Annotated in this window: 23 protein-coding genes and 1 pseudogene; 15 read left to right on the top strand and 9 right to left on the bottom strand. The window is 71.1% G+C overall.

All coding sequences use genetic code 11. The annotated features are described in order from the left end of the window. Nucleotides 1–153: 153 nt before the first annotated feature. Together IEY99_RS04420 and IEY99_RS04415 are read left to right on the top strand one after the other, a co-directional pair. Nucleotides 154–1809 (top strand): ATP-binding protein, encoded by a 1656-nt coding sequence (locus IEY99_RS04420; RefSeq protein ID WP_189199484.1) that lies wholly within the window; start codon nucleotides 154–156, stop codon nucleotides 1807–1809. Between the two features lie 188 nt (nucleotides 1810–1997). Beyond that, nucleotides 1998–2411 (top strand): response regulator, encoded by a 414-nt coding sequence (locus IEY99_RS04415; protein WP_189199481.1) that lies wholly within the window; start codon nucleotides 1998–2000, stop codon nucleotides 2409–2411. A gap of 119 nt (nucleotides 2412–2530) precedes the next feature. Here the strand turns inward: IEY99_RS04415 and IEY99_RS04410 are convergent, their stop codons facing one another. After that, on the bottom strand, nucleotides 2531–2809 hold the full coding sequence (locus IEY99_RS04410) for a hypothetical protein (RefSeq protein WP_189199479.1): 279 nt from the start codon (nucleotides 2807–2809) through the stop codon (nucleotides 2531–2533). Nucleotides 2810–2889: 80 nt separating this feature from the next. Beyond that, nucleotides 2890–3561 (bottom strand): hemerythrin domain-containing protein, encoded by a 672-nt coding sequence (locus tag IEY99_RS04405; RefSeq protein WP_189199477.1) that lies wholly within the window; start codon nucleotides 3559–3561, stop codon nucleotides 2890–2892. A 318-nt stretch (nucleotides 3562–3879) separates the two neighbouring features. Here IEY99_RS04405 and IEY99_RS04400 point away from each other — a divergent pair, with 318 nt between their 5' ends. Together IEY99_RS04400 and IEY99_RS04395 are read left to right on the top strand one after the other, a co-directional pair. Next, complete coding sequence (locus tag IEY99_RS04400) at nucleotides 3880–4569, top strand: GAF domain-containing protein (RefSeq protein WP_189199475.1); 690 nt, start codon at nucleotides 3880–3882, stop codon at nucleotides 4567–4569. Beyond that, nucleotides 4566–5174: an IS1096 element passenger TnpR family protein gene (locus IEY99_RS04395; RefSeq protein WP_189199473.1), complete on the top strand. Its 609-nt coding sequence runs from the start codon at nucleotides 4566–4568 to the stop codon at nucleotides 5172–5174. The genes IEY99_RS04400 and IEY99_RS04395 overlap by 4 nt, the downstream gene beginning before the upstream one ends. Before the next feature lie 66 nt (nucleotides 5175–5240). Here IEY99_RS04395 and IEY99_RS04390 read toward each other — a convergent pair whose 3' ends face one another. Next, nucleotides 5241–5558, bottom strand: a complete 318-nt coding sequence (locus IEY99_RS04390; RefSeq protein ID WP_189199471.1) for a hypothetical protein — start codon at nucleotides 5556–5558, stop codon at nucleotides 5241–5243. A gap of 326 nt (nucleotides 5559–5884) precedes the next feature. Between IEY99_RS04390 and IEY99_RS04385 the strand changes: the two genes are divergently transcribed. From IEY99_RS04385 to IEY99_RS04365, 5 genes and pseudogenes are all read left to right on the top strand, one after another. Next, nucleotides 5885–6250 carry an STAS domain-containing protein gene (locus tag IEY99_RS04385; RefSeq protein WP_189199469.1) on the top strand — a complete coding sequence of 122 codons (366 nt, stop codon included), beginning with the start codon at nucleotides 5885–5887 and terminating at the stop codon, nucleotides 6248–6250. A 198-nt stretch (nucleotides 6251–6448) separates the two neighbouring features. Continuing rightward, nucleotides 6449–7231: an ATP-binding protein gene (locus tag IEY99_RS04380; RefSeq protein WP_189199467.1), complete on the top strand. Its 783-nt coding sequence runs from the start codon at nucleotides 6449–6451 to the stop codon at nucleotides 7229–7231. Between the two features lie 211 nt (nucleotides 7232–7442). Then, nucleotides 7443–7793, top strand: a pseudogene (locus IEY99_RS04375) (transposase); the annotation flags it as partial. A 541-nt stretch (nucleotides 7794–8334) separates the two neighbouring features. Next, complete coding sequence (locus IEY99_RS04370; RefSeq protein WP_189199465.1) at nucleotides 8335–9912, top strand: glycosyltransferase family 39 protein; 1578 nt, start codon at nucleotides 8335–8337, stop codon at nucleotides 9910–9912. A gap of 52 nt (nucleotides 9913–9964) precedes the next feature. After that, nucleotides 9965–10387: a GNAT family N-acetyltransferase gene (locus IEY99_RS04365; RefSeq protein ID WP_189199463.1), complete on the top strand. Its 423-nt coding sequence runs from the start codon at nucleotides 9965–9967 to the stop codon at nucleotides 10385–10387. Here IEY99_RS04365 and IEY99_RS04360 read toward each other — a convergent pair. From IEY99_RS04360 to IEY99_RS04350, 3 genes are all read right to left on the bottom strand, one after another. Then, on the bottom strand, nucleotides 10384–11145 hold the full coding sequence (locus tag IEY99_RS04360) for a hypothetical protein (protein WP_189199461.1): 762 nt from the start codon (nucleotides 11143–11145) through the stop codon (nucleotides 10384–10386). The two genes, IEY99_RS04365 and IEY99_RS04360, sit on opposite strands and share 4 nt — an antisense overlap. Nucleotides 11146–11175: 30 nt before the next feature. Further along, nucleotides 11176–11640, bottom strand: a complete 465-nt coding sequence (locus tag IEY99_RS04355; RefSeq protein ID WP_189199459.1) for an MSMEG_6728 family protein — start codon at nucleotides 11638–11640, stop codon at nucleotides 11176–11178. A 74-nt stretch (nucleotides 11641–11714) separates the two neighbouring features. Next, nucleotides 11715–12491 (bottom strand): hypothetical protein, encoded by a 777-nt coding sequence (locus tag IEY99_RS04350; protein WP_189199457.1) that lies wholly within the window; start codon nucleotides 12489–12491, stop codon nucleotides 11715–11717. Between the two features lie 97 nt (nucleotides 12492–12588). On the opposite strand from IEY99_RS04350, the gene IEY99_RS04345 reads away from it, so the two are divergent. From IEY99_RS04345 to IEY99_RS04330, 4 genes are all read left to right on the top strand, one after another. Then, nucleotides 12589–14385, top strand: a complete 1797-nt coding sequence (locus IEY99_RS04345) for a potassium channel family protein (protein ID WP_189199455.1) — start codon at nucleotides 12589–12591, stop codon at nucleotides 14383–14385. A gap of 128 nt (nucleotides 14386–14513) precedes the next feature. Then, entirely contained in the window at nucleotides 14514–15662 is a 1149-nt protein-coding gene (locus tag IEY99_RS04340; protein WP_189199453.1) for a PASTA domain-containing protein, read from the top strand. Nucleotides 15663–15685: 23 nt separating this feature from the next. Continuing rightward, complete coding sequence (locus IEY99_RS04335) at nucleotides 15686–18769, top strand: ATP-binding protein (RefSeq protein WP_189199451.1); 3084 nt, start codon at nucleotides 15686–15688, stop codon at nucleotides 18767–18769. Beyond that, nucleotides 18766–20502 (top strand): hypothetical protein, encoded by a 1737-nt coding sequence (locus IEY99_RS04330; protein WP_189199449.1) that lies wholly within the window; start codon nucleotides 18766–18768, stop codon nucleotides 20500–20502. The genes IEY99_RS04335 and IEY99_RS04330 overlap by 4 nt, the downstream gene beginning before the upstream one ends. Nucleotides 20503–20518: 16 nt before the next feature. On the opposite strand, the gene IEY99_RS04325 is transcribed toward IEY99_RS04330, so the two are convergent. After that, nucleotides 20519–21712 (bottom strand): DUF4032 domain-containing protein, encoded by a 1194-nt coding sequence (locus tag IEY99_RS04325; protein ID WP_189199447.1) that lies wholly within the window; start codon nucleotides 21710–21712, stop codon nucleotides 20519–20521. A 112-nt stretch (nucleotides 21713–21824) separates the two neighbouring features. Between IEY99_RS04325 and IEY99_RS04320 the strand changes: the two genes are divergently transcribed. Together IEY99_RS04320 and IEY99_RS04315 are read left to right on the top strand one after the other, a co-directional pair. After that, nucleotides 21825–23183 (top strand): trypsin-like serine peptidase, encoded by a 1359-nt coding sequence (locus IEY99_RS04320; RefSeq protein ID WP_268245087.1) that lies wholly within the window; start codon nucleotides 21825–21827, stop codon nucleotides 23181–23183. Between the two features lie 29 nt (nucleotides 23184–23212). Continuing rightward, a complete protein-coding gene (locus tag IEY99_RS04315) occupies nucleotides 23213–23890 on the top strand; it encodes a phosphatase PAP2 family protein (protein ID WP_189199445.1) in 678 nt (225 codons plus the stop codon). On the opposite strand, the gene nagA is transcribed toward IEY99_RS04315, so the two are convergent. Both nagA and IEY99_RS33970 read right to left on the bottom strand, forming a co-directional pair. After that, the gene (gene nagA, locus IEY99_RS04310; protein WP_189199443.1) at nucleotides 23856–24953 is read right to left on the bottom strand and encodes an N-acetylglucosamine-6-phosphate deacetylase; all 1098 of its coding nucleotides are present in this window, start codon (nucleotides 24951–24953) and stop codon (nucleotides 23856–23858) included. The two genes, IEY99_RS04315 and nagA, sit on opposite strands and share 35 nt — an antisense overlap. Further along, nucleotides 24950–25291 (bottom strand): ROK family protein (locus IEY99_RS33970; RefSeq protein WP_229798105.1); only part of this gene is annotated, 342 nt, incomplete at its 5' end. The genes IEY99_RS33970 and nagA, both read right to left, overlap by 4 nt.

Here is a 25291-nt window from a genome sequence, read left to right as displayed (position 1 = left end):
GGTCACCGTGGCGCGGGGAGCAGGGGAAGGGTGTCCATTGGGGGTTCCTTCAACGGACGGCGGCGGTACGCTGCCCCTGCAGCGCCTCCTCCTTATTCCCCCCGACCGGCGCCCGCACAGTCCGACGGTGAGCACAGCGGTGGGGGGAGTGCCATGGACCTGCCCGACGTGGCACCGGTCATCTGTGACCATCGTGTGCTGCACGAACCCGAGGCCGTACTCGCTGCGGCGTTGGAGGCATACGTCGCCATCGACGCCGCCGACCGGGTGGTCGGCTGGAACACGGCCGCCGAGGCCCTGTTCGGCTACCCCCACGCCGAGGCGTGCGGCCGGGACGTCGCCGAGCTGATCATCCCGGAACGGTACCGGCAGCAGCACCGCGCCGGCCTGGCACGGGTGACCGCCGGCGGCCCCGGCCGGGTACTCGGACAGCGGCTGCAACTGGCGGCGATCCACCGTGACGGCCACGAGTTCCCGATCGAGTTGACTCTGACCGCCACCGACACCCCGACCGGGCCGGTGTTTCACGCCTTCGCCCATGACATCACCGCGGCGGTGCGCGCAGGCCGGTTCGCCGCCGTGGAGGGCGCCGTCTCGCACGGGCTGGCCGAAGCTAGCTCCAGCCGCGCCGCCGCCACCCGGGTGGTGGAGGCGCTCGGCGTGAAGATGGGCTGGCCGGTGGCCGAACTGTGGCTGGCCGACCCCGACCGGCAACTGCTGTGCTGCGCCGCCCGGCACACCGAGCCCGGCCGCCGCCTGGGTGGCTTCGCCATGAAGGAGCTGGACTACGGCATCGGGCTGCCCGGCCGCGTCTATGCCGAACGCCAGCCGCGGTGGATCCCGGACCTAGCCACCGACGCGACATCGGTGCGCAGCCGCGCCGCCGCGGCGATCGGTCTGCACGTCGCGGTCGGAGTGCCGATCATGGCCGGTGGGCTCACGCTGGGAGCCCTGTGCGTCTACGGCGATAGAGTCGAAGACCCCGAGGACACACTGACCGGCTTGCTGTCCGGTCTCGCCGCCCACGTCGGGCAGTACCTGGAACGCCGCCGCGCCGAGGAACTCGCCATCGAGCTAGCTCGCACCAAGGACGAGTTCCTGGCCCTGGTCACCCACGAGCTGCGCAATCCCCTCGCGGTGATCACCAGCACCGCGGAAATGGTCAACGAGGAAGCCGGTACCCTCGCCCAGGACGAGCTGCGCCGCTACCTGGACACCATCAGCCGCAATGCGCAACGGCTCACCGTGATGGCCGAAGACCTCCTCGACCTCGCCCGCCTCGAATCCGGGCATCTCGCCATCGACACCACCGCTACTGACCTCACCGACATCATTGACGCCTCGGTCGAGGGCCTCGCCGAACTATCTGCCGACAAGCAGCTCACCGTCACCGTGAACACCCCCGCGCGGTTGCCGCTGCACGCCGACCCTCACCGGCTGCGACAGGTCGCGGACAACCTGCTGTCCAACGCGATCAAGTACACCCCGACAGGCGGCACCATCACCATCACCGCCCACACCCACACCCACAACGAACCGGCCGGCGACACCACCACAGGCGGCGGCGAGTGGATCATCTGGTCGTTCACCGACACCGGCATCGGCATCCCGGCCATCGACCGCCCCAGACTGTTCCGCCGCTTCTACCGCGCCTCCACCGCGCTCGACCGCCGCATCCCCGGCACCGGGCTCGGCCTGGTCATCGCCCGCACCATCCTCGAACGCCACGGCGGCACCATCACCCTGGCCGATCGTCCGGGACCGGGCACCACCTTCACCATCGAGCTGCCCACCAAGCCCCCGCAGTAGAGCCAACCGCCGAATGCCATGGCCTGCTGTGGCGGCCATGGCACTTAGGTCCTTGCGTGGATTCGCTCGGTCCCATCTATGCCGTCTACCGGTCTGAGCGCGGCATCAGCGGAACAATGAACTTGATCAGAAGCACTCCGCCACCGTGGGGCCGCGCGAGCGGCAAACGCCCGAGAAAGGATCTGCTGATGGCCACCATTCTCGTCGTCGAGGACACAGACGATGTCCGCATGGCTCTGCACCGTCTCTTCAGCCGGGCTGGATTCACGGTGATGGAGGCGGAAGACGGACGCGCCGCCCTGGAACGGGCTCACCGGCAACCACCCGATGTCATCCTGACCGATCTGAACATGCCGCATCTCGACGGCCTCCAACTGTGTCAGGCCATTCGCGAAGACGAAGGGTTGAGCGACATCCCCGTGGCGATCCTTACAGGAGGGGTTCAACCCGGAGATCCGCGCTTCGCGCACAGCCACGTCTGTGGTGTGTGGCTCAAACCGTTCAACAATGCCGAACTCGTCGCTGCAGTGCAGCGCCTGGTACAGGGCGGCCGCCACCGCCACTTCGACGATCCTTCGTCCTGCCCATATCGCGCCGCGTGAGGGACGCCCGCTGAGGGCGGGTCACTCGGTGGTCAGGGCACCGGTCGGCCTCGGCGCGACGGCGGAACCGGCCGGCGGGGTGGATGTGTAGTGGTTGCGACTGCCGACACGTCTTCGGGTCAGGTGACCGACGGTGTCAAGGTCTGCGCGTAGCGGACGATCCGGTGGGCGGACGGTTCGTAGCCGCAGTAGCGCACCCGCAACGGCGCGGTGAGGCCGCCGTCTGAGTCGAGGTCCTCAACGACGAAGCCCGGGGGATGGCGGTCGGCGTGGAAGTCGCGCGGGTGGACCTCGCGTAACGCGGTCCGGATGACTTCGGCGTCACGGTCTCGGGTCGTGTGCAGTGCACAACCGAAGCGGTCGTAGCCGTGCGAGAGGACGGCACCATCGCTCTCCATAGCCCCTAGTGTCCCGTCGATGCCTCCATAATCCTCACTCTGGTAGCGGGCAGCTACAGGGTGTGTGGTAGCGAAGCGGCTCACTGGCCGGTGGGCGGGTGGATCCGGGTGACGTAGCGCCGGTAGGCCGGCATCCCGATTCGCGAAAAGATGAACCGTACGGGTGCCGGCATCTGGGCCAGGATGCCGGACCGCTCGGCGGCGGTGGCGTCCTGCAGCATCATTCCGAGGAAGACGAGGCCCTGACGCATCGGCATGCTGCGTCGACCCCGGCGGCTCAACTCCCGCCACTGCGCCACGGTGATGTACTCGGCAACCAAGGGCAGCAGGTTCGCCTCCTCGTCGTCCAGGTGCTCGACGAGCACGGTGTGCAATGCGGTGAGCGTCTGCGCAAGCTCCTCCCGGAGGACCGCGTCGGCGTCGGCCGCCCAGCACGGTGTCAACTGGTCGACCTCGGTCAGTAGGGCGGCGGCCCGCTCATGCTGACTCTGCATGCGCTCGGTCACCGCAGTGCTGACCTCGGCAGCGGCGACGAGCCAGGGCCAGAGCAGCGCGTCCTCGTCGCTGTGGTGATGATGCAGCGCCCTGGTCAGGAAACGGCAGTGCTCGGCCACCTCACGGGCGCGGGCGCGGTCGCCGTCCGCCACGCCGCGGACCAGGGCGGGCAGCAGGCGAAACTCGCGCCGGTACACCTGATGCACGATCACCATCTCATTGGTGTCCGGACGTTCGCCGCGCTGCGTCACAGCCACTCTCCTCACCTGCGGTCTTGGTCCGGCGGACAGCCTCCCACCCGGACGGCCCGTCGGGCCTCCGCCACGGCGGCATGAGTCATTGAGGCGGACCGGCAAGCCGGCAGTAGAGCCGCGCCGACCACGACAGGTCACTGGCTCGCATACTGCCGGTGTGCACCCGTGGAGTGGGGCTTGAGATCAAGCGGTTGACTCCTCGATGCGGTGAGCGCCTCAAGCAGCCCGAACAGGATCGGAGAAGGGCCGCCCAACCCATTGACAATGGGCCGTTCGACGTAATTCACCCCCCATGGTGAGCAATCGGGACGATGATCGCCGATGGGAGGCGTCCTGACGGATGACGTCAGTCTCGGGGTGCGCTCGTTGACTCTGCAACGTGGGCCAACGCCCCCCACCGATCGTCGCCGCACCCTGACCGGACCGGCGATATCCGAGGAAGGTTCGGTGATGATGTCGGACGGCAACTACGGTGCTGCAGACCTGTTGTCTCGCCTGTACCTGCTGCTGGAAGCAGCCCTGAGATCACCGGGCGATCCGGCGGTGGTGGAGGTGGCGCTCGTGCAAGCCGTCGCCGGGTCCGGCGCCGACAGCGCAGTGCTGGGCACGATGACCACCGACGGCAATCTTGATCTGATGATGATGCCGAGCGGCTGCGGGCCGTTGCGTCCGGCAGGGGCGCTCACGGTGGGACCGCACAATCCCCTGACGGACGCAGTGGTGCGCGAGGACTCGATCTGGCTGTCCTCGCCGGTAGAGATCAGGGCGGCGTACCCGTCGGCGGGTCTGCTGTGGGGTCGGGCCTTCGCCGCCGTGCCGTTGATGGTGCGCCACAAGCCGGTCGGTGTGCTGGGCATCATCCATGACGCGGCCGTGCACGTCTTCACCGCCAGCGAACGTGAATACCTCGGCGCTGTTGCCAGTACCTGCGCCACCGTGGTGGCCCAACACGCCTGCACAGTCGGGCCGTACGGCGCAATCCCCTCTGTCGGGCATGGTGGGCGCTCATGACCATTGGGTGGCCAGCAACGTGGTGGTCGGTGCGGGTAGAGCTGCTCGGCGGCGGAAAGGCGGGTGCGGTGTGGCCAAGGCCGGGGCGGGTGTTCGCCGTCTCCATCCGACACTCCTTCTGCGCCTTTGCCGAGGCGATCGATCAGGCGTTCGCTCGCTGGGACCGCAGCCACCTGCGTGAGTTCCGACTGCCGGACGATCGCAGCGTCACTGAGTTTCGCCACCACGACGACATCGACGACCTCGACCCGGTCGGTGATCTCGACGCCGACGCGTGGGCCCTGGGTGCGGTCCTGAAGATCGGTGACGAGTTCGGATACACCTTTGATGCCGGCGACGGATGGCGGCATCACTGCTCGATCGAGTCCGAGATCGAAGACCCTTTCGCCGGCCTGGGGGCTGTGCCGCCACGGCCGCTTCCGATCTGGGGCTGGGGCAGCATCCCCGACCCTTACGGTCTGCTGTTCGACGGAGACGACGGCCATGCACCGATCCCCGCGCCTCCGCACGAGCCGTGGCCCTGCGCCGACCCTCCCGAGCCGAGCATCGTCGTCGAGTCCGTTCCCGGCCGGTACACCCGTACCCTGCGCTGCAGCCCAGCTTGACCATCGACGAACGATTGGACCTATGCGTCTTCCGTCAGCCGGCTCCGCCGTCCACCTTTCCACCCGTCAAGGTCGGCCAGGCTCACCCGTTCGGGACTGTTCGTGATGCCACGCCAACACCGCCGCAGCCACCTCCCGATCCGCGCCGGCCTCGCCATACAGGCGGGCAAGCTGACGAGCCGCCTCCCACCCGTCGATCTGCGCCATCGCAAGAGCTCCCGCCATCGCGACACCTAGCACCACCGGATCGGCGATCTGCTGTAGCGACGCCACCGCTTCGTCACGCGGCCGATGTTTGAAACTGCCGAAGCACCATCGCTGACCCGCGCCGGTGACCGCTGCCAAGGCCAGGCGTTGTTGATCGCTTAGCTTCCCCGGATCCACCTGGTCAACCTACGATGACGCCGTCCTTCGTGAGTTAGCGGCTCTGCGCTGGCTGCCGGACAAGATCAGGAAGCGCACTCCGTCGTCGGCACCCCGGCAAAGCGGGTAAGGCGCGGCGCCAACTCCGCCACATCTGTTCTGACCTGCACACTGGATCACCCCTCATCCCACCCGAGGTCTCGGTGGACTTGGGCCTCTTCCGTCCGGTCGCGGGATGGTGACCATGGTGCACGACAGGTTTGCTATGTCCGCACGAGCTATCGCCATTGATGACTCGCCGAGCGCACGGGGGACCGACCGTCACAGGAGAGGGCGGAAAAACGATGATGACTAGCACCGATCTCGGCCGCTTCGCGCCACGAGGGCTGGTGGTCTCCAGTTTCGGTCTGGACGATGGCGCGTTGCGGATCCGGGTGATCGGTGACCTCGAGGCAGCCGTCGTGGCCAGCTTTCGTGACCAGATGACCAGATTGACGAACCGCGCTCAGGGCAGGATCGAGCTGGATCTCGCCGGAGTGGCCTTCTGCGACGCCGCGGGCGGCCGAGAGCTGCTGACCTTGCGTGCTCAGGCCGCCGAGCGACAGGTCCCCATGGTGCTGGTCGCAGCCCATCCCGCGGTCCGGCTGCTGCTGCACCTGATCGGGGAAGACGCCTTTGGACAGGGCCTCGACGGGCATGGACTCGGTACATGAGCCCCGGGTGACTTTCTGCCCCCCGCTGCTGTGAGACGAAAGCTCCTCCGACCCCTCGAGTACCCCTGGGGGCGACGCTTCGGCGCCGAACCGCGTTTGCGCCGGCCGCGCCGGGTAAGTCCTCTGTGAAGGTCGCCCCCCTGCCTGGAGTCCCACGCGATCAGCAGTGGCACCCGGCACCGACCACGAGGAGAGAGGATGAAGCTCGGTCGGTCACCGATCTTGCTGCCGCCGCAGATCGGCAATGACGCGCACAGGGTGGCAGCGGTAGCGGACGTGGAGACTGCCGTCATCGAGGTCGCCGTCAGTGGCTGCTGGAACCGTCAGTTGCAACTGGCATGTGCCGGCGTCCTGCGCGGTTGTGTGGCCGCGCGGCCGGCCGGGATCCTCTTGAACCTGCAAGATCTTCATGATCCGGACGGTGCGAGCGCCGCCTTGTGGCGCACCGTCCGAGGCTGGACCACTCCCGCGTGCCCAGTCGTCGCCCATGCGCCCCTCGAGCCTCGACTGGCCGGTGTCCGCGAGCGCTGTGAGCAAGGCGGAAACCTGCGCATCTACGAGACCTTGCCGCAGGCCCGCGCAGCCCTCGACCGCGGCGGACCAGGAACCGACAGGCTCCGGTTGTCCCTGGTAGCCGACCCGGCTGCTGCCGCGCAGGCCCGCGAGCTGGTCACCGACGCCTGCACCCGCTGGCAACGCACCGAGCTGGGGCTACGCGCCCGGATCCTGATCTCGGAACTAGTCGTCAACGCAGTCGAACACGCCTGCGCCGGTATCGAGGCCACCATCACCCGCCTGCCCACCGGCCTCCACCTTGGCGTCTACGACGACGATCCACGCCTGCCACAGATGCGTCCCGCCGGCTCAGAACCCGGCGACGTCACCGCTCGCGGCCTCGGACTGCGAGCGGTACACCACGCCGCCTCCATGTGGGGTGCGCTCCCGACCCGCACCGGCAAGATGGTCTGGGCCATCACCTAAACCCGGGCATTGCAGTGCAACGCCGGATGTCGGCTGCTGCCACAGACTCATCCCGCAGGCAGTGCTGCCAATACTCACGCGACGACTCATCGCTGCGGCAGTGCCCTACGGCTGTGCAGAGCTGGCTTGGGGACCCGATCCTTGCCGTCGAGGCATCGCGGCGGTGCACGAGATGGTCCGTCGCAGACGGCGGCGATATGGCGTTGGCCCCGACACCGCTGCCGCTCTGCTGCTGGCGGCCGGCGACAACCCCGAGCGGCTCACCAACGAAGCATCTTTCGCGGCGCTCTGCGGAGCCAGTCCGATCGAGATGTCCTCGGGCAAGACTCAACGACGTCGCCTCAACCGAGGCGGCGACCGCCAAGCCAACTCCGCCCTCTACATCATCGTCATCGCCCGCCTGCGCTGGGATATTCGCACCCGCGCCTACATCGACCGACGCATCGCCGAAGGTAAAACCAGACGCGAAGCGATCCGCTGCCTCAAGCGCTACATCGCGCGAGAACTTTTCGCCGTCATCGCCCGGCCAACCAGGCTCAACACCAGTCCATCGACGGCTTGACATCCATAGGGGCATCAAGCTCGCCGTGCGCTACGAAGCCACCCTCACCATCGCCGCCATTAACCAATGGCTCCGCGCATTACGAAACACGGCCTGATTCCGGGCGTCCACAGGGGTAAGGGAGGCGGGTCGCGACAGCGGCGGATGTCCGCCGCTGCGGCAGGCTGAGGCGCCTACTGCGTCGCTTCCAGCGACGCGAGATGGGCCGCGCGGCGTCCCGGGACCGGTCAGCGTCCCCCGTTTACCCCCCGAAAACCCTTGCGAAGCGTTGACTATCAGCGACTAACGTCGATCACATCATGATGGCGTTTGAGCAGCTCAGTGGCAGAAGTTGACGACCAGCCACAACTTGCGGACCGTAACGTTCGGTAACAGGATGTCGTCGGTTCGATTCCGACCGGGGGCTCAGGGAAAGGCCCTGACCGGCAGAGGTGCCGGCCGGGGCCTGATGTTTGTCCGGGCGTCGTGAATCGCCTTCGGAGATCCGGTCGCGGCGATCGGCCGAATAGGACAAAAGGGTCAAAGACCATATAGTTCCGACATGCAGTCGCCTCCCGTGGTCGAGACCTGGACCGGCCTTCCGGCCGGCAGTGACGTCGCCGTCCCCGGCGGCGCGGAGGCTCCCGGGGTGACGCTTCCACCGTCGCGCGGCGAGCGGCTGTGGCGGTGGGCGCCCGCGCTCGGTCCCGGACTGCTCATGCTCGTCGTCGCGATGGTGGGGGCCACCGGCCCGGTGCTGAGCTGGGACGAAGTGGCCACCGCGGACACGGCCGGGCGCTCTGCGGCGCAGATCGGGCTGCTGGCGCGGTCGATCGATGCCGTCTTTGCGCCGTACTACCTCTTCATGCACCTCTGGACGGCTGTGCTGGGCGCGACCGACCTCACCCTGCGCCTGCCCTCGGTCATCGCCATGTCCGGGGTGGTGGCGCTGACCGGCGAGCTGGGCCGCCGGCTCTTCGGCCCGTTCACCGGCATGGTCGCCGCCCTGCTGCTCGGTTCGATGCCCAACATCTCGCGGTACGCGGCGGAGGCCCGCCCGTATGCGTTCGCGATGTTCTTCGCCCTGCTCGCCCTGCTCCTGTTGCGGCGGCAGCTGCAGCGGCCCGGCCCGGGGCGCTGGATCGGTTACGTGACCGCGGTGCTCCTGGTCGGCCTGTCGCACGTCGTCGCACTGACCACGCTGGCCGCACACGTCGCCATGCTGCTGGCCCGCCGGCGTGACGCCGGTTTCCGCCGCATCGTGCTGCGCTGGGTCGTGGCCGGCGGCGTGGCCGTCCTCCTGTTGCTGCCTCTCCTCTGGCTTGGCCTGCATCAACGCGACGACCAACTGCACTGGCTGGCGGAGCCGACCCTCCGCTCGCTGCGCGCCTTCCCGGGCGAGGTCGCCGGTTCGGAGCCGGGCGCATGGCTCCTGGTGGGCCTGGCCCTCGTCGCGCTCTGCCGCCCGGTACGCCACGCCGGGCCACTGCTGGTGCTGACGCTGGTCCCCATCGCCGTCGTGTTCGCGTTGTCGTCGCTGGGCGCGCCGATGTGGGTACCGCGCTACCTGCTGATCGTCCTGCCGCCGCTGGCGCTCCTGGCGGCCGCCGGTTTGCGGCATGCGTCGCCCCGGCGGACCACCGGCGCGCGTCGGGACGCGATCGTCCTCGGAGGACGGACGTTGGCGGTTCTGCTGCTGCTGGCCTTCGTCGTGCTTCCCGATCAGCGCCGGGTACGCAAGCCCTTCGCCAAGAGCGGCCAGGACTACCGAGGCGCCGCAGCCATCATGGCGCGCGACGGGCAGCCCGGCGACGTGCTGGTGTATCCACCTCGGTCACGCCATTTCCGCGCCGGGCTCGACCATTACCTGTCGCGGGTACCGCAGCGGCCGCGCGACGTGTTGATGGCACGTTCGGCCGCTGAGGTGGGCAGCCTGCGTGCGGAGGAGCACCGGGACGCCGCGGCCCGGGTGCGCGGTACCGCGCGGGTGTGGCTGCTCGCCTACGACCGCCCCCCGGACCCGGCGACGGGGCGGCCCGACCTGCGCCCGCTGCTGGCCACCGAGTACCGGCAGGCCCGGATCTGGTACCTGGATCACGCCACCCTCGCCCTGTACGTACACCGGGACGCGGCCGTCTGATCGCACGGTGTCCCCGCCTCGCGCGACCCGGGCCCGCCACTAGGGTGTCGCCATGCGTATCGAGCGGATGACGGATGCCGCCGAGGTGCTCCGGGCGGCCGACCTCTTCGACGGCCCGCCGCTGCCCGACGCCACCGAGAAGTTCCTCGCCGCCCCCGGCCATCACCTGCTGCTCGCGTATGACGAGGACCGGGCGGTGGGGATGGTCTCCGGGGTGGAGATGACCCATCCCGACAAGGGTACGGAGATGTTCCTCTACGAGCTGGGCGTCGCGCCGCACGCCCGCCTCCAGGGCATCGGAACCGCGCTGGTCGAGGCGCTCGCGGCCATCGCCCGGGAACGCGGCTGCTACGGCATGTGGGTCGGCACCGAGCAGGACAACGAGGCCGCCCAGCGGACGTACCGCAGGGCCGGCGCGAACGAGGAGGAGCCCTTTCTGCTGTTGTCCTGGGACGTCACCGGCGGATCCGCCTAGCTCGGGGCCATGAGGTCGTCCAGATCGGTGGGAAGCGGGTGGGACGGCGAGTAGAGGTGCTCGTACGTGTCGTCCGGCAGCTCCTCGAACTTGGCAGGTGCCTGCTGCGCTGGCGATCGGCCGTACCCGTCGATGGTGAGCGTCCACGTGGCGGCCGGTCGCACCGGGTCGTCCTTACGGGCGGGAATCTTCAGGACGAAGTGGACGAGGCGTCCCTGATCGTCCAGCCGAGCGGTGAACGGCGCCTTTCCCAGAAGCCCGCCCGGAGTTCCGGAAGGAACCAAGCTCGACGGTAGATGAGTGCCGTCGATGTGCCCCGTCATCGTGCTGCCGTCGACGGTGACGTCTCTGGCCGCGGCGAGCAGGGCGGTGGCGCCTGTGCGGTCCGGCTGCTCGCGCAGGCTCGACGGGCGGCGCTTCGCCGGCAACCGGGTGTAGTCGGTGTGCTGCCAGCCGGACGCATCCGTTCTGACGTACTCGTCCCATCCGACCCTGACCCGGTGGAACACCTTGCGATCGAGGGCGATGGTCTCCTTCGAGCTGTTGCTCGGCTGATGGAGCAGCCCGTCGGTCTTTCTCCTGGGCGACGACATCGTGAAGTGGTAGTTGCCGGTGGCCAGCCCGGCGGTCGCGGCCGACAACGCCGTCTCGGCGGTGGCGCTCGTGGATGGCGACGACGGTGTCTGGGCCGTCCCGTCGGTGCAGGCGGCGAGCATGCCGAGGGCGACGATGGCGAGAGCCGGACGCAACGGATTCACGGCGGTGATCATAAAGGTCGTGGACGATTCCTAGGTGCGGTCGGAGGCCGGCCAGACGTACGGGAGGTCGTCCGGCACGTCGCCGAAGAGCGGGCGGTAGAAGTCCGGGTCCTTGCGGACCAGGGCCGATCGGTGGCTCACATGCAGCGCCTCGTCGCCCAGCCACGGCGGCAGTTCGCCGGCCGCGGCGAGGTCCTCCTGCGCGCGGACCTCGGTGACACCCCGGGCCGCGGAGAGGTCGGTGCGCATCGTCTCGGCCGTGGTGTCCGCGCGCCCCGTCGCCACCCAGACGCCGCACATGTCCAGGCCGTAGCGGACAAGGGCCTCCTCGTAGCCCTGCCACATCTTCACCGCCGGGTGGTGGCGCCAGCCGTATCCCGGCCGGGTCAGGCCGCGCAGGACCTGGATCGTCTCCACCCGTTGCTTGCCGAGCCGTTTCTGGTCGAGCGCGTGGGCGCTGGCGACGAAGTCCGGGTACGGCAGGAACGTCTGCATGCGCCCATGATGCCGCCCGATATGCGAAGAGCCCGTCCCACAACGCCGGGGGACGGGCTCTTCGGGTCTGCCGGTCAGCGGAACTGGGCGTCCTCGCCGGCGACCGGGCGGCCGTCCGCGGAGAAGTTGCGGGCCTCGTCGTCGACCGGGTGGATCCGCTGGTCCTTGACCTGGTCGCCGCCGGTGGCGTCGTCGCCGTGGGCGGACGGGGTCACGTCGGTGCCGCCGGCCGGGAGGCCGCTGGTGGCCGGGAGGGTGCGGTGGTCGTCCGGGTTCTGGAAGATGGGCAGCAGGCCGCCGAGGCCGCCGAGCAGCGGCAGCCCGCCGGTGAAGGGGCCCGACTCCTGCGGTGCCGCGGCCGTGGTGCGCCCGTCCGGGGTCAGTCCGCCGAGGAGCGGTAGCCCGCCGAGCAGGGGCAGACCACCGAGCAGCTGATCGCCGAGGGCGTCGGTCGGGAGACCGCCTCCGGTCTGGGGCAGCACCCCGCCGACCACGCCGGCGCCCGGGAGGTCGCCGGCCGGCAGTCCGGTGCCCGGCCGGCGATCCGCCGGCTCGTCCGCCTCCTTCACCGACCGGGGCGACACGCGGGACGTCACGTCGCTCAGATCGGCCGAGTTGGTGCCCGGCTTGACCGCGACCAGGTTGCCGCCGCCGAGCGGGTTGACCAGGCCCAGGCCGCCACCCGCCGGGTTGAGGCCGAGCCCCTGGCCGAGTCCCTGTCCGGCATCCGTTGTGGACGTCAGCCCGGTCAGGTCGCCGACCGGGGCCGGCGCGCCGTCCTCGGCGTGCGCGGGTGCCGCGCCGAGCAGCAGGCTGCCGACCACCGCCCCGGCATAGAACCACTTGCGCATGCGATCTCCTCCTGCGGACGAAAACATAGGGGATGAAAGCCTCAGAAGGGGCAACGAGCGGGCCCGGCGAGCGGTTCCGGCTGATTACGATGCGGCCATGGCCGTCGATCCCCTTCGCGAGGTGTCCCGCAGATCGCTGGTGTCACGGCTGCGCGAGGGACTCCCGCGCAACGGCGACACCCGGCCGCACTTCGTGGTCTGCGGCGCCGACGCGCTGGTCTACACCGTCGCCGAGGAGCTCGCGAACACCGGGCACCGGATCCGGCTGACCGTCGTCGTGCCGCCGAAGTTGCGGGCCGACGTGCCGGATCTGGGCCTGCTGCGCGGGGTCCGGGTCGTGCGGTCCGAGCGCCTCGACGAGCGCACCTTCCGTGCCGCCGGGCTCGCGGGTGCCGCGGCGCTGGCCCTGGTCATGCCCGACGACGTGGTCAACCTGCACGGTGCGCTCTGCGCCCAGGCGGTCGAGCCCGACCTGCGGCTGGTGATCCGCATGTTCAACTCCGGCCTGGGGTACGGCGTCCGCCGCCTCTTCGCCGACTGCGCCGTGCTCTCCGACGCGGCGATGGCCGCCCCCGCCTTCGTCGCCGCCTCGCTGGGTGAGGTGGCGCCGACCCACGTCCGGCTCCCGGGGCGCACGGTCTACGTCGCGCGGCGTGCGGACGTACCCCCGGAGCATGTGATCTGTGCCCTGACCGCCGCGGACGGTGCCGGAAGGGTCGACGTCCTGCCCGCCGAACCGCCGCCGGAGGCGCGGCGGCCGGCGGATCTGGTCCTGGCCGAGGCGACCGGGCGGCCCGCCGGCCAGACCCTCGCCGCCCAGCGGCTGGCCGGCGCCCGCAAGCGCCGCCGCCATCCGATCGCCACCTTCGGGCGGGCGATGCGGGCCGCGCTGAGCCGCAAGCTCGGCATCGCGGTCATCATCACGCTGGTGGTGACGGCGATCTCGGGTACGGTCCTGGCCCACGCCGACAACGTCGACGGCTTCTGGAAGTCCATCTACGTCACGTTGCTCACCGCGGTGGGCTCGTCCGACGTGGAGGAGGGACGCAACCCCGTGGCGCAGGCCGCGCAGCTCGTGCTCACCATCGCCGGGCTGGCGCTGCTGCCGCTGATCACCGCGGCGGTGGTGGAGGGCATGGTCAACGCCCGGCTGGCGCTGTCCCGGGGCGCGGTTGCGGACGACCGGCAGGACCACATCATCGTGGTCGGGCTCGGCAACGTGGGCACCCGCGTGCTGCGCCAACTGGTCGATCTGGGGCTCGACGTGGTGGCGATCGACCGCCGGGCGGACGCGCGCGGCGCGAAGGTGGCGGAGCAGCTCGGCGTGCCGCTGGTCGTCGGCGACGCGGGGCTCGAGGAGACGCTGCGCGCGGCGTCGGTGGCCACCAGCAAGGCGCTGGTCGTGGTGTCGACCGACGACGTCACCAACCTGCAGGCCGCGCTGAACGCCCGGGAGGTGCGCCCGGATCTGCGGGTGGTGCTGCGGCTCTTCGACGACGACTTCGCCCGGCGGGTGCAGACCGCGTTCAGCATCGACATCTCGCGCAGCGTGTCCCGGCTGGCGGCCCCCGCGTTCGCCGCGGCGATGCTGGAGCGCGACGTGCTGGCCACCATCCCGGTCGACCGGCATGCGCTGCTCGTCGCCACGGTCCGGGTGCTGGCCGGCTCCCCGCTGGACGGTGCGCCGCTCGGTCAGGCGGACCGGGAGCTGAGCGTACGGGTGATCGGCCTGGCCCCGGCCGACTCGGAACGGGTCGACTGGGTGCCGGACCCGCGCCGGGTGCTGGCCACCGGCGACCGCATCTTCGTGGTCGCCCGCCGCGCGGGGCTGCGGGCCCTGGTCGAGCGGGCGACCCCGCCCGCGGAGCCGCTGATGCTGGACCAGGCGCCCTGAGCCGGTTCCGTCGGCGAGGACCCGTGTCGGCAACCCGACGGTAAGTCGGTTTTATTTTATATCGACCGATGGGAGAAATTTGCGGCGATAGTGTGTGGCGCATCGCCTCGACCTGCTCGGAGGTTCGGATGGCCTCACCAGAACTCCCTCCTCGCCAGGACCACCTCGTCGGCGATCCGCTGGCCGACCACACCCGAATCGGGGAGATACCGGCTCAGCCGCCGCCGCCCTCCTTCGCGGAACCGGCGCCACCGCCTCCCCGCCGCCGCGGCCTCGCCGGGCTGTTCCGGCGACCGCGACCGGAGGAGGTGACGGTCTTCGGTGTCGCCGCCCACGTCGACCGGCGGTCCGTGGCCGCCGGACCGAATCCGGCCGCCCGTGCCGAGGTGCTCACCCTCCGGATCGAGTCGTTCTCGCCGACCGGCGAGCGGCGCCCCCCTGTCGCGGTCGAGGTGCGCGCCCCGGAACTGCATGGCTCGGTCAGCGCCGGGGACCGGGTGATGGCGGTCGGTGCGTACCAGGACGGCATTCTCCGCGCTCACCAGTTGATCCTGCAGGACCAGCAGGCCGTGATCCGGGGAGAACCACTGCGGCCTCCGCGGAGCAACGCGCTGGGCCTCGCCGTCATCGCCGCGGTACTGGCCATCCTGGCGCCGCTCGGCTGGTTCGGGGTGACCGAGCTCCTGCCCGGCCTCGCCAAGATCGACAAACCCGTGGTGCTCGGTCCGCGGCCGGGCCTCCCTCCGGACGTCCCTCCGGCCGGGCAGACGCCCGGCCTGCCGTGGCAGGGAGCCGGGCCGCAGGGCAAGCCTGGCGGCGGTGCCCCGCCCGACGAACCGTCCACTGCCTCGCTCCCGTCGGTCGCCGGCAAGTCCGCGGCCACCGCGATACGGACGATCCGCAGAGCGGGATTCGACACCGTCGTCGCGTGGGAGCCGGATGACAAGGCGGGCAGTGGCGTGGTCATCCGAACTGAGCCGGGAGAGGGCGTACAGCTGCCGCGCGGGACCACGGTCACGGTTGTCGTCTCATCCGGACGCGGGGCCGCCCCGATCGAGGACTTCAGCGATCGGGTCGCCGAGGAAGCCGGTGCGGAACTCGACGCGAAGGGGCAGCCGTACGTCGTGCGGAGCGCCGCCCCCGGTGACGTCGCCCCCGGCCGGGTGGTCGAGCAGTACCCGCCCGCCGGTGCCGTCGTGCGGCCGCAGACCACCATCACCCTGTTCGTGGCGCCGGAACCGACCATCGGGGTCAGCCCACCCCCCGAGGGGGGCTGACCGATGACGGCGAGGGCTGACAGATGACCACCTATGGCGCGGTCCACTATGGCGTCACCGCCGGCCACGTCGGCTACCTGCGCCGCTCCGGCGAACCGCCGGACTTCGCCGCCGCGACCGTCGACGGCGGGCAGCGGGGTCACCGCGCCGCTCTCCGGCTCGCGGCCATCGGCCTTCTGGAGGGTGATCGCGAACGCTCGCAAACCCCCAACCCCGGCGCCGGCCAGCGGCCCCGGAAGTTGTGGCCCGGCGAGCTGACCGTGGGCCTGCACACCGCGAGCGTCCCGCTGGCGTTCTCGATCACCGGCAGCGCCGACGGCATCGCGGTCGAGTACGCCACCTGGTCGGCCCGCCCCGACGGCATCCCGGACCGCCTCCACCGCCGCCTCGGCGTGCTGTCCACGGTCCTCAACGCGATGTTCCCGTCGGTCACCCTCAGCCCCGTCACGCCGGACCATCGTCCGATGCCCTTGGCCGGCGTGAGCCTCGGCATACCCGCCCCGGCCGGCGACGAGTGGCCGCTGCCGATCGATCGTGTCATCCGCGGCATGGCCGGACACCAGTGGCGGGCGCTCGTGCTGGCCCGTCCTGTACCGGACACGGTGGCCGCGGCGAACCGTCAGCTGCTCTTGTCGTCCATGCGGACCGCGCAGCAGCAGGCACGTGCCGAGGGCGGGCCGAGCCCGCTCACCGACCAGTACGTGAAGCTCTGCGAGGCCGGCCTGTCCGGCCTGGCCGCGGCCGAGACGGCCGGCGCCTGGCGCACCGCCGTCTACCTGACCGGGGACGCGGACAGCTATCCCCGGCTGGCCGCGGTCTGGCGGGCCGCTTTCGTCGGCGCCGAACCGGAGACCGAACCGGTCCGGGTGTTCACCTGCGCGCAGGCGGCCGCCTGGGCAGCCGGCTGGATCATGCCGGACCTGCCCGCGGCGCCCGGCCCCGACGGCTACCGGCGGCCCTACGAGCTGCAGACCCTGCTCACCTCGCACCAGCTCGGCTGCCTCGTGCAGCCACCGCGGCAAGAGACGCTCGGCTACGCGGTCCGCACCGAGCGCACCTTCGACGTGGAACCGGTGGCACGCGCCGGCACCGAGCGGACGGTGTCCATCGGCCGCCTGATGCGCCACGGCGTCGCGCTCAGCGCCCGGTACGAAGTACCGCTGGACGACCTCACCCGGCACGCCTTCGTGACCGGCACCACCGGCTCCGGCAAGACCAACACCACCTTCGCGATCCTCCGCGACGTCGCCGCCGGCGGCGTTCCCTTCCTGGTGATCGAACCGGCGAAGGCCAGCTACCGCGCGCTGCTCGACAACCCGGGCGTGCCCGCCGACCCGCTCGTCTACACCCTCGGCGACGACGCGGTCGCCCCACTGCGGATGAACCCGTTCGAGGTGCAGCCCGGTACCGCCGTGCAGACCCACCTGGACCTGCTGCGTTCGCTGTTCGTGGCCAGCTTCGGCATGTGGGACCCGCTGCCGCAGATCCTCGAGCAGTGCCTGATGGAGGTGTACACCGACCGGGGCTGGGACATCGGTGCCGGCACCAACACCCGGCTCGGCCCGGACGACGCGGACCGGTCCGAGGCCTTTCCCACCCTGGCGGATCTCGCCGCCAAGGCGGAGGACGTCATCGCCCGCCTCGGCTACGAGGACAAGATCTCCGACAACCTGCGTGCGGCACTGGTGACCCGGGTCAACGGGCTGCGCTGCGGCGGCAAGGGCACCCTGCTGGACACGTCCCGCTCCACCCCGGCCGAGAAGCTGTTCCAGCAGCCGGTCGTCCTGGAACTCGAACGCCTCGGTGACGATGACGACAAGGCGTTCGTGATGGGTCTGATCCTGATCCGGCTGGTCGCCTTCTGGCGTACCCGCGGTTACACCCACAGTCTGCGGCACCTGCTGGTCATCGAGGAGGCACACCGCCTCCTGGCGGGAACCGCGCCCCGGTCCGCCGCCGCGGGCGAGAGTGCCGCGGACCCGAAGGCCAAGGCGGTCGGGACGTTCACCAACCTGCTCGCCGAGATCAGGGAATACGGACTCGGGGTGCTCGTGGCCGACCAGGTGCCCGTGAAGCTCGCGCCCGAGGTCATCAAGAACACCAACCTGAAGGTCGTGCATCGTCTCCTGGCGGAGGACGACCGGACCGCGGTGGGCGGCACGATGGCCATGAGCCCGGACCAGCTGCGTGCCCTGGCCACCTTCGACCGCGGCGTCGCCGCGATGTTCGCAGAGGGCGACGACGCGCCGGTTCTGGTCACCTCCGACGAGGTGAAGCAGAGGCGACCGCCACCGGACGACACAGTGGTCCGCGACCGGATGGCCGCACAGCTGGAACTCGCCACGTGTCCCGCCGGCTGTGCACCCGCCGACCCGTCCTGCCGGGCCGCCGCGGACATCGCCGAACGGCCCGAGGTGGGCGCGGTGGCCGCCCGCGTGCTGACGACCGTGCTCGGCTCGCCCGACCGGGCGGCCGAGCTCTGGCCCGGCGTCGGTGTCCACGCCGACGCCCACCTCAGCCGCACGCCGCACGCCGATCCGGGACCGGCTCGCCGCTGCCTGACACACCGGCTCTGCCGCACCTATGCCGAGCGGCGCGGTGCCGCGGCCGGCTGGTCCTACCGCAGCACCGCAGCCGTGGCCGACGCGCTGACCGCCCACGTCCTGGCCCCTGCGGCGGACACCGCCCGTGCCCTGACGGAGACGGTCGGGCGGGTGTTCCGCCCGGCCGTGTCCCCGTTGCCGCACTGCACGAAGGTGTGTCCCGACCAGCCGTGCCGGTACCGCTACGACGCCGGGCGGGCGGCCCGCGACCGCGACCTGCGCGACCTGGTGGCGAAGGCGGTGCGATACGACCACGACCGGGTTGCCGGCGAGTTGCTGGAGGTGGCCCGCTACGCCGCGGACAGGGTGGTCGTGGCCCCGGTCGACCCGGAAGCGGACCCGTGCGGCCAGACCCGATCCGATCAGGCGGCGCTCTGCTTCGTCCAGCAGGCCCTGCTGTCCGGGTCGGCGACCTCCGTCGAACTGGCGATCCGGATCGGCGGATGGGTGTGCGAGGCGGCGGAGCTGCCCGAGAGATCACAGCGAGACGGGAGCACGACATGAGCGGGGATCATGGAGACGGGCACGGAACCACCGGCCACCAGCCGAGCGAGCAGCAGCGACGGGACCGCGAGGACCGCCGCAACTCCTCCGAGCACCGGCACGGCGAACCGCTCTGGGGACGGGACCGTCACCCTTCCGAACACCATCGCGGCCGCGAGGTGGAAACCAGAGCACCGGGCGAGTCGCTGCGCGACGAGCTGCGTGGCCTGGTCAACGCGGCCCGCTACCAGGAGCGCCGGGCTGACCGGCCGGCGGACGCCGACGGCCGGCCGAACCCGCCGTCTCCCGTGCACGGCCACGCCCCGACAGGGCACGGTGAGCACGGGCGCAGCCAACCAGGGCCCCGCCACGAACGGCCCAGCCACGAACGGCCCGGCCACGAACGGCCCGGCCCGCACACCCGCCGCGACACGGAAAGACCTGACAGCAGCCCCAGGCAGGCGGGCGAGCACAACGCGGACGGCAAGACCGAACGGCGCGAGAAGACCGAACGGCACCACAAGACCGAGCCGGAACGCCCCGGCGACATGGCGCAGAAGCTGGAACAAATCGCCGTGACAACGCCCGCCCGCACCGCACCGGACCAGCAGGCCGCGGCCGGGACCGTGCCGTCCGATCAAGCGGCAGCCATGCGCCCTCCGGCCGCAGCGGACGCCACGGCCGCGACCCGCACCGCCACCGGCGACCCTGCCGCCTTCGGGCGGCCGGCCACAGCCGACGCGGCGGCTGCGACGCGCCCGGCCCCGGACCATCTCGCGGCCGCCAGACAAGCCGACGCGGCAGCCGCCGCCAGATCGGCGGATGCGGCCGCCGCACAGGCAACCGCCGACCGGACCCCCGAATCGCGTGTCTCGCAGCTCGCCGACACGGTGTACCGGGCGATGGTGCCGGAGGACGGTGCCGCCCCAGGCGACCGGATTCTCGCCGGGCTCGCTTCCGGCCTGGTGAAGACGGTCGGCGAGGTGCCGGCCGAGGCGGCCGACATGGCGCGGCTGGCCTATCACGCGGTCGCCGACCCCACGGACTTCCAGCCGGAACGCGAGCAATGGGCGAGCAACCTGGCCGCCGCGATGGCCCGTGCGTCCACTGACGGAGAAAGGTTCCAGCAGGCACGTGACGAAGCCCTGACCGGTGCGCTCGTGGGCGCCACCCCCCTCGTGGGCGAGGTGGCGATGGTGAGCCATCTGGTCTCGGCGATCCGGGAGGGAGACGACCGGAAGATCGGCGAAGCGCTGGCACCGGTCGCGGTCGCCGCCGCGATGCACGCCGCGCGCCGGGGCGCCGGCGAGACGGGTGTCGCCGAACGACCGCCGCGGACGATGCTCGAACACGCCTACCACCACGGCGTCCGGGACGAGATCCCGGAAGGACCGATCGAGGTGTTCGCGCACGGTGCGCCGGAGAGGTTCGTGAACGCGGCGGTCGAGACGGGCGGTGGCAATCTGTCGGCGACCGGCGGCAACCACGGCGGCCAGCTGCACACGCTGCCCTCCCTCGAGCAGGTCGACCCGTTCGCGACGCGGGCCGCGGGCCGCGGCAACGACGCGCCCGGCGTGCTCGGTATCGCCTTGCCGGAAAGCGTCGCACGGTCGATGCGCGAACAGGGCCAACTGGTCCGCGGGCCGGTCGGCAACCCACCGGAGGGCGTGTCGCCGGGCACGCAGCAATGGGTCTTCATGCCGAGTGGCATAGAACGCCTCAAGCAGGAGGGATTCTTCTTCCGTATCCGCTGAGGCCGGACCAGGGGTCCTAGACCGAGCCGATCTCGACGCCGAGGACCGCCTGCTCGTCGGGTTTGTGGGCCAGCACGTCGGTGAGGTACGACTGCACCGCCGGCCCCATGCCGACGTCGCGGCCCGCGCGCTCGGAGAGCAGCCACTTGTGCTGGATGATCTGCGAGAAGATCTCCTGAGGCTCGAGCTTGCGGCGCAGGTTGGCCGGCACCGCCCGGACGACCGGCTCGAAGACCTCGGTCAGCCAGCGGTGGGCGGCCTGCTGCTCGTCGGTGAGGTCGCTCTCGGCCCGGTACGTGTCCAGGTCGTTGAGCAACTGCCGGGCCTGGTTCTCCTCCGCGTCGAGTCCGGTCAGGCGCAGCAGCCGGCGGGTGTGGTAGCCCGCGTCCACCACCTTGGGCCGCACCCGGTAGCCGCCGTCCACCGTGGACAGCGACACCTCGGCGACGTCGAAGCCGAGGTCGTTGAGCCGGCGGATGCGGCCCTCGATGTCGTGCCGCGCGTCGCGGGGAACCTCCTGCTCGTACGTGACCTCGTGCCACAGCCGCTCGTAGCGGGCCACGATGTCGTCGACCACGGACTCCGGATCGATGGCCTCGTGCAGCAGCTCGGCGGCCTGGAGGTCGAGGCACTCGCCGAAGATGTTGAGCCGCAGGATCTCGATGTCCTCCCTCCGCTGCCCCTCGGAGAGCCGGGGATGCAGGTTGCCGGTCTCGGCGTCGACGAGGTAGGCGGCAAACGCGCCCGCGTCCCGGCGGAACAGCGTGTTGGACAGCGAGCAGTCACCCCACGAGAAGCCGGTGAGGTGCATCCGCACGATCAGCGCGGCGAGCGCGTCGAGCAGCCGGTTCATCGTCTCCGGGCGCAGCACGTGCGAGAACAGCGCCCGGTACGGCAGGGAGAACTGCAGATGCCGGGTGATCAGCACCGTCTCGAGCGAGTCGACCCGGTCGGTGACGATCGCGACCGCCTTCACCGCGGGGAAGTCGATCCGCTCCAGCGCGCGGAGCAGGTCGTACTCCTTTTCGGCGATACGTTCCCGGGTCTCCTTCAGGGCGTACACGGTGTCGTTGAGCTTGACGAAGCGGACGACGTGCCGCGAGATGCCCTGGGGCAGCGCGACCAGGTGGTCCGCCGGCCAGTCCTCGAGCGGCAGGTGCCACGGCAGGTCCAGCAAGGCCGGGTCGACGAGGGCCGAGGTGATGCGCACGGACCCAGTCTGCACGGTCGCGGCGGCGCGTCGCCGCCGCCGGTGGCTCGTTACACCGAGCGAGATCGCCCGATTGTTTCTTATGTCGGCGATGTGGCTTTGAGGGACGGGAGTGGATTTGCGACGCGCGGTGAGCATCGTCGCCGGGGCGTGCGCCGCCCTGGCCCTGGTCGGTACGGCCGGTGCCGTGGCCTGGACGCAGACCGGCGACGAGGGCCGGACGGTCGGCACGTGGCAGGAACCCGCGGCCGCCGCTCCCACCCCCGTCGCTGTGCAGCAGCCCGTGGGCGCGACCAGCGAGACTCGGAAGGCCGCCGGTACGAAGGCGGCCGAGGCCCCGGCGGCGGGCGGGTCCCGCGACGGCGGGGCGCGCGACCACGAGTCCGCGGTCAAGGCCGCCGAGGACGGCCGCCAGAAGATCGGCGAGCTGGTCAGCGCCGACAAGCTCCTCGGCTACCGGGCGCCGCACCGCGAGGTCTTCCGCTACCCCGGCGCCTCGTACGTGAAGCTGCACTTCAGCCGCATGACGATGGTGCCCGGCGACTACGTGACCGTCTCCGACGCCGCCGGCAAGGAGTCCTACCGCTACGACGCGCCGAAACTGCTCGACACCGCCACCCCGAACGACCGGTGGGCCATGTCGATCACCGGCGACACCGCCGTGCTGGAGGTGCACCGCGGCGGCGGCGCCCTGCTGAGCTCGCTGCTCGGCCGGCTCGGCGTGCACGTCGACCAGGTGGCCAAGGGCTTCTCCCCGCAGGAGCGGGCGGCGAGGACGCCTCAGCGCACCGGGCGCGAGGAGTCGGTCTGCGGCGGCGACGAGAGCAGCGACGCCGTCTGCTACCGGTCGGCGGACCCGGTCGCCTACACCCGCTCCAAGGCCGTCGCGCGGCTGCTCATCAACGGCACCGAGCTCTGCACCGGCTGGCGGATCGGCACCAAGAACCGGATGCTGACCAACAACCACTGCTTCGACAACTCGGACGACGCGTACGAGACCGAGGTGTGGTTCAACTACCAGTGCGCCAAGTGCGGCGGCTACGACGTGTTCCGGCCGACCAAGGTCTGGGGCGACACCGTCATCGCCACCAACCACGTCTACGACTACACCCTCTTCACCGTCGAGAAGTTCGCCTCGGTGCGCAAGTTCGGCTTCCTGACCCTCGACACCGGCCGTCCGGCACGGGGCCAGGAGCTGTACGTCCCCCAGCACCCGGCGGGCGAGCCGACGCGCATCGCCGGCCGCCACGGCGAGAAGGCGGGCACCTGCGCGGTCGCCGACAACGCCTTCGACGGGTACGCCCAGGACTCCGACGTGTCGTACTACTGCGACACCGAGGGCGGCTCGAGCGGCAGCCCGGTGCTGTCCCGCAAGACCGACAAGGTGGTGGCCCTGCACCACTTCGGCGGCTGCCCCAACTCCGGTGTCCGCGCCGACCTGATCTACAAGAGGATCAAGTCGTACATCTGATCTCGAGGCCGGCCGGTAGCGTGGTCGGCATGCGTGCGCGGGGCTGGTGGGTGGACCTGGTGCTGCTCGCCGCCTTCGTGGCGCTGACCGCCGCACTGGCCCGCGGCCACCTGCTGGCCTTCGACGTCGGCGTGGCTGACTGGCTGGCGGACCACCGGCCGCGCTGGCTCTACTGGGTGCTGCGGGTGCTCAACTACCTCGGGCAGGGCGGCCAGGTGCTCATGCCGGTCGCCGGCCTGCTGACCCTGCTGGCCGCGCGGCGGTTGCGGTCCGTGCGCCCGCTGCTGGTCTTCGCGGGCGCGTTCGTCATCCTGTACGCGACGGTCGGTCCGCTGAAGATCTGGTTGGACCGCGCCGCGCCGGCCTTCAAGGGCCCGAACCGCGAGATCCTGTTCAACCCGGACGCGTCCGGGGTGAACGCGATGAGCTATCCCTCGGGCCACATGGCCAACTCGGTGATCTGGTATTTCGTCATCGCGTTGATGCTCGGCCTGGTGGTGCGTCAGCCGCTGTCGGCCGGCGCCAACCGCGCCCTGCGGATCGCTCCGCCGATGATCGTCTTCGTCACCACGACGTACACCGGGTTCCACTGGATCACCGACTCGGTGGCGGGGCTGCTGCTCGGCCTGGTCCTGGCCCGCGTGCTGGCCCGCCTACCGTGGGGGCTCGACGTCAGACCCACTCCCCGGCCCGCATCACCCGCTTGACCCGCAGGTCGGGGGAGAGCACCACCAGGTCCGCGCGCAGCCCGGCCTCGAGCGCACCGACCTGGTCGCTCAGCCCCAGCGCCCGGGCCGGCGTGGTCGAGGCCATGGACGCCGCGGTGGGCAGGTCGAGGCCCGCGGCCACCGCCCGCCGGAACGTCGCATCCATGGTCAGCGTGCTGCCGGCGATCGAGCCGTCGCGGACCAGCCGGGCCACCCCGTCGGCGACCGCGACCTCCTGGCCGCCCAGCTCGTACCTGCCGTCGGGCATCCCCGCGGCGTCCATCGCATCGGTGACGAGGGCGCCCCGCTGTGGCGTCGCACGCGCGGCGAAGCGCAGCATCCCGTCGTGCAGGTGGATGCCGTCGGCCACGAACTCGCAGACGACCGCGGGGGAGTCCAGCAGCGCGACGACCGGACCCGGCTCGCGGTGGTGCGGCGGCCGCATCCCGTTGAAGACGTGGGTGCCGACCGTCGCGCCGGCCGCCACCCCGGCCAGAGTCTGTTCGTACGTGGCGTCGGTGTGCCCGATCGCGGCCACGATGCCGCGAGCCGCCAGCTGGCGGATGGCGTCCAGGGCGCCGGGCAGCTCGGGGGCGATCGTCATCATGCGGATCGCGCCCGCGCCGAGGCCGGCCAGCGCGTCGAGCTCCGCGAGGGACGGCTCGCGCAGGAACTCCGGGTTCTGCGCCCCGCACCGCACCGCATTGAGGTAAGGGCCCTCGAAGTGGATGCCGGCGAGCACCCCGCGGGTCACCAGCGGCAGGTAGGCGGCGGTCGCGTCGCGCATCAGCTCGTACGGCGAACTGACCAGGCTGGCCAGCATCGTGGTGGTGCCGTGCCGCAGGTGGAAGGCGGCGGCCTTGGCCGCGTCCCCGGCGTCGCCCCGGGTGAAGGTGTGCCCGCCGCCGCCGTGACAGTGCAGGTCCACGAAGCCCGGGACGATGACGTCGTCGCCGGCCTCCGCGGCCTCCGCGACGGACAGGATGGTCGGGCCGTCCACCTCCACGACGCCGGGCACCACCGCACCCGGCCGGACGATCCGGCCGTGGATCTTCTCCGTCACGTGGGGTTCTCCAGGGAGTCCAGGGCCAGCAACGCGGCGCCGAGGGAGCCCGCGGTGTCGCCGAGCGCCGCGCGCACGATCCGCGGCATCCGGTGGAACGTGGTCCGGGCATCGAGGGCGGCCCGCAGCGGGGCCAGCAGCGCCTCCCCGGCCTCGGCCAGGCCGCCGCCCAGCACCACGATGCCGGCGTCGTAGAGCGCCTGCGCGGTGAGCAGCCCGTCGGCGAAGGCCTCGACCGCCTCGGTCCAGACCCGGTTCGCCAGCTCCTCGCCGGCCGCCGCGCGCTTCGCCACGTCGTACGCCGTGATCCCCTCCTCGCCGGAGAGGTCCCCGTAGCG

This window comes from Couchioplanes azureus (genome assembly GCF_014648355.1).
GTDB classification, from domain to species: Bacteria; Actinomycetota; Actinomycetes; order Mycobacteriales; family Micromonosporaceae; genus Actinoplanes; species Actinoplanes azureus.
This window is presented reverse-complemented; position numbering and strand designations above follow the sequence as displayed.

Coding starts and splice junctions, on each gene's coding strand:
- IEY99_RS04420 (WP_189199484.1), top strand. CDS start 154: ATGGACCTGCCCGACGTGGCACCGGTCATCTGTGACCATCGTGTGCTG.
- IEY99_RS04415 (WP_189199481.1), top strand. CDS start 1,998: ATGGCCACCATTCTCGTCGTCGAGGACACAGACGATGTCCGCATGGCT.
- IEY99_RS04410 (WP_189199479.1), bottom strand. CDS start 2,809: ATGGAGAGCGATGGTGCCGTCCTCTCGCACGGCTACGACCGCTTCGGT.
- IEY99_RS04400 (WP_189199475.1), top strand. CDS start 3,880: ATGGGAGGCGTCCTGACGGATGACGTCAGTCTCGGGGTGCGCTCGTTG.
- IEY99_RS04395 (WP_189199473.1), top strand. CDS start 4,566: ATGACCATTGGGTGGCCAGCAACGTGGTGGTCGGTGCGGGTAGAGCTG.
- IEY99_RS04385 (WP_189199469.1), top strand. CDS start 5,885: ATGACTAGCACCGATCTCGGCCGCTTCGCGCCACGAGGGCTGGTGGTC.
- IEY99_RS04380 (WP_189199467.1), top strand. CDS start 6,449: ATGAAGCTCGGTCGGTCACCGATCTTGCTGCCGCCGCAGATCGGCAAT.
- IEY99_RS04370 (WP_189199465.1), top strand. CDS start 8,335: ATGCAGTCGCCTCCCGTGGTCGAGACCTGGACCGGCCTTCCGGCCGGC.
- IEY99_RS04365 (WP_189199463.1), top strand. CDS start 9,965: ATGCGTATCGAGCGGATGACGGATGCCGCCGAGGTGCTCCGGGCGGCC.
- IEY99_RS04355 (WP_189199459.1), bottom strand. CDS start 11,640: ATGCAGACGTTCCTGCCGTACCCGGACTTCGTCGCCAGCGCCCACGCG.
- IEY99_RS04350 (WP_189199457.1), bottom strand. CDS start 12,491: ATGCGCAAGTGGTTCTATGCCGGGGCGGTGGTCGGCAGCCTGCTGCTC.
- IEY99_RS04345 (WP_189199455.1), top strand. CDS start 12,589: ATGGCCGTCGATCCCCTTCGCGAGGTGTCCCGCAGATCGCTGGTGTCA.
- IEY99_RS04340 (WP_189199453.1), top strand. CDS start 14,514: ATGGCCTCACCAGAACTCCCTCCTCGCCAGGACCACCTCGTCGGCGAT.
- IEY99_RS04335 (WP_189199451.1), top strand. CDS start 15,686: ATGACCACCTATGGCGCGGTCCACTATGGCGTCACCGCCGGCCACGTC.
- IEY99_RS04330 (WP_189199449.1), top strand. CDS start 18,766: ATGAGCGGGGATCATGGAGACGGGCACGGAACCACCGGCCACCAGCCG.
- IEY99_RS04315 (WP_189199445.1), top strand. CDS start 23,213: ATGCGTGCGCGGGGCTGGTGGGTGGACCTGGTGCTGCTCGCCGCCTTC.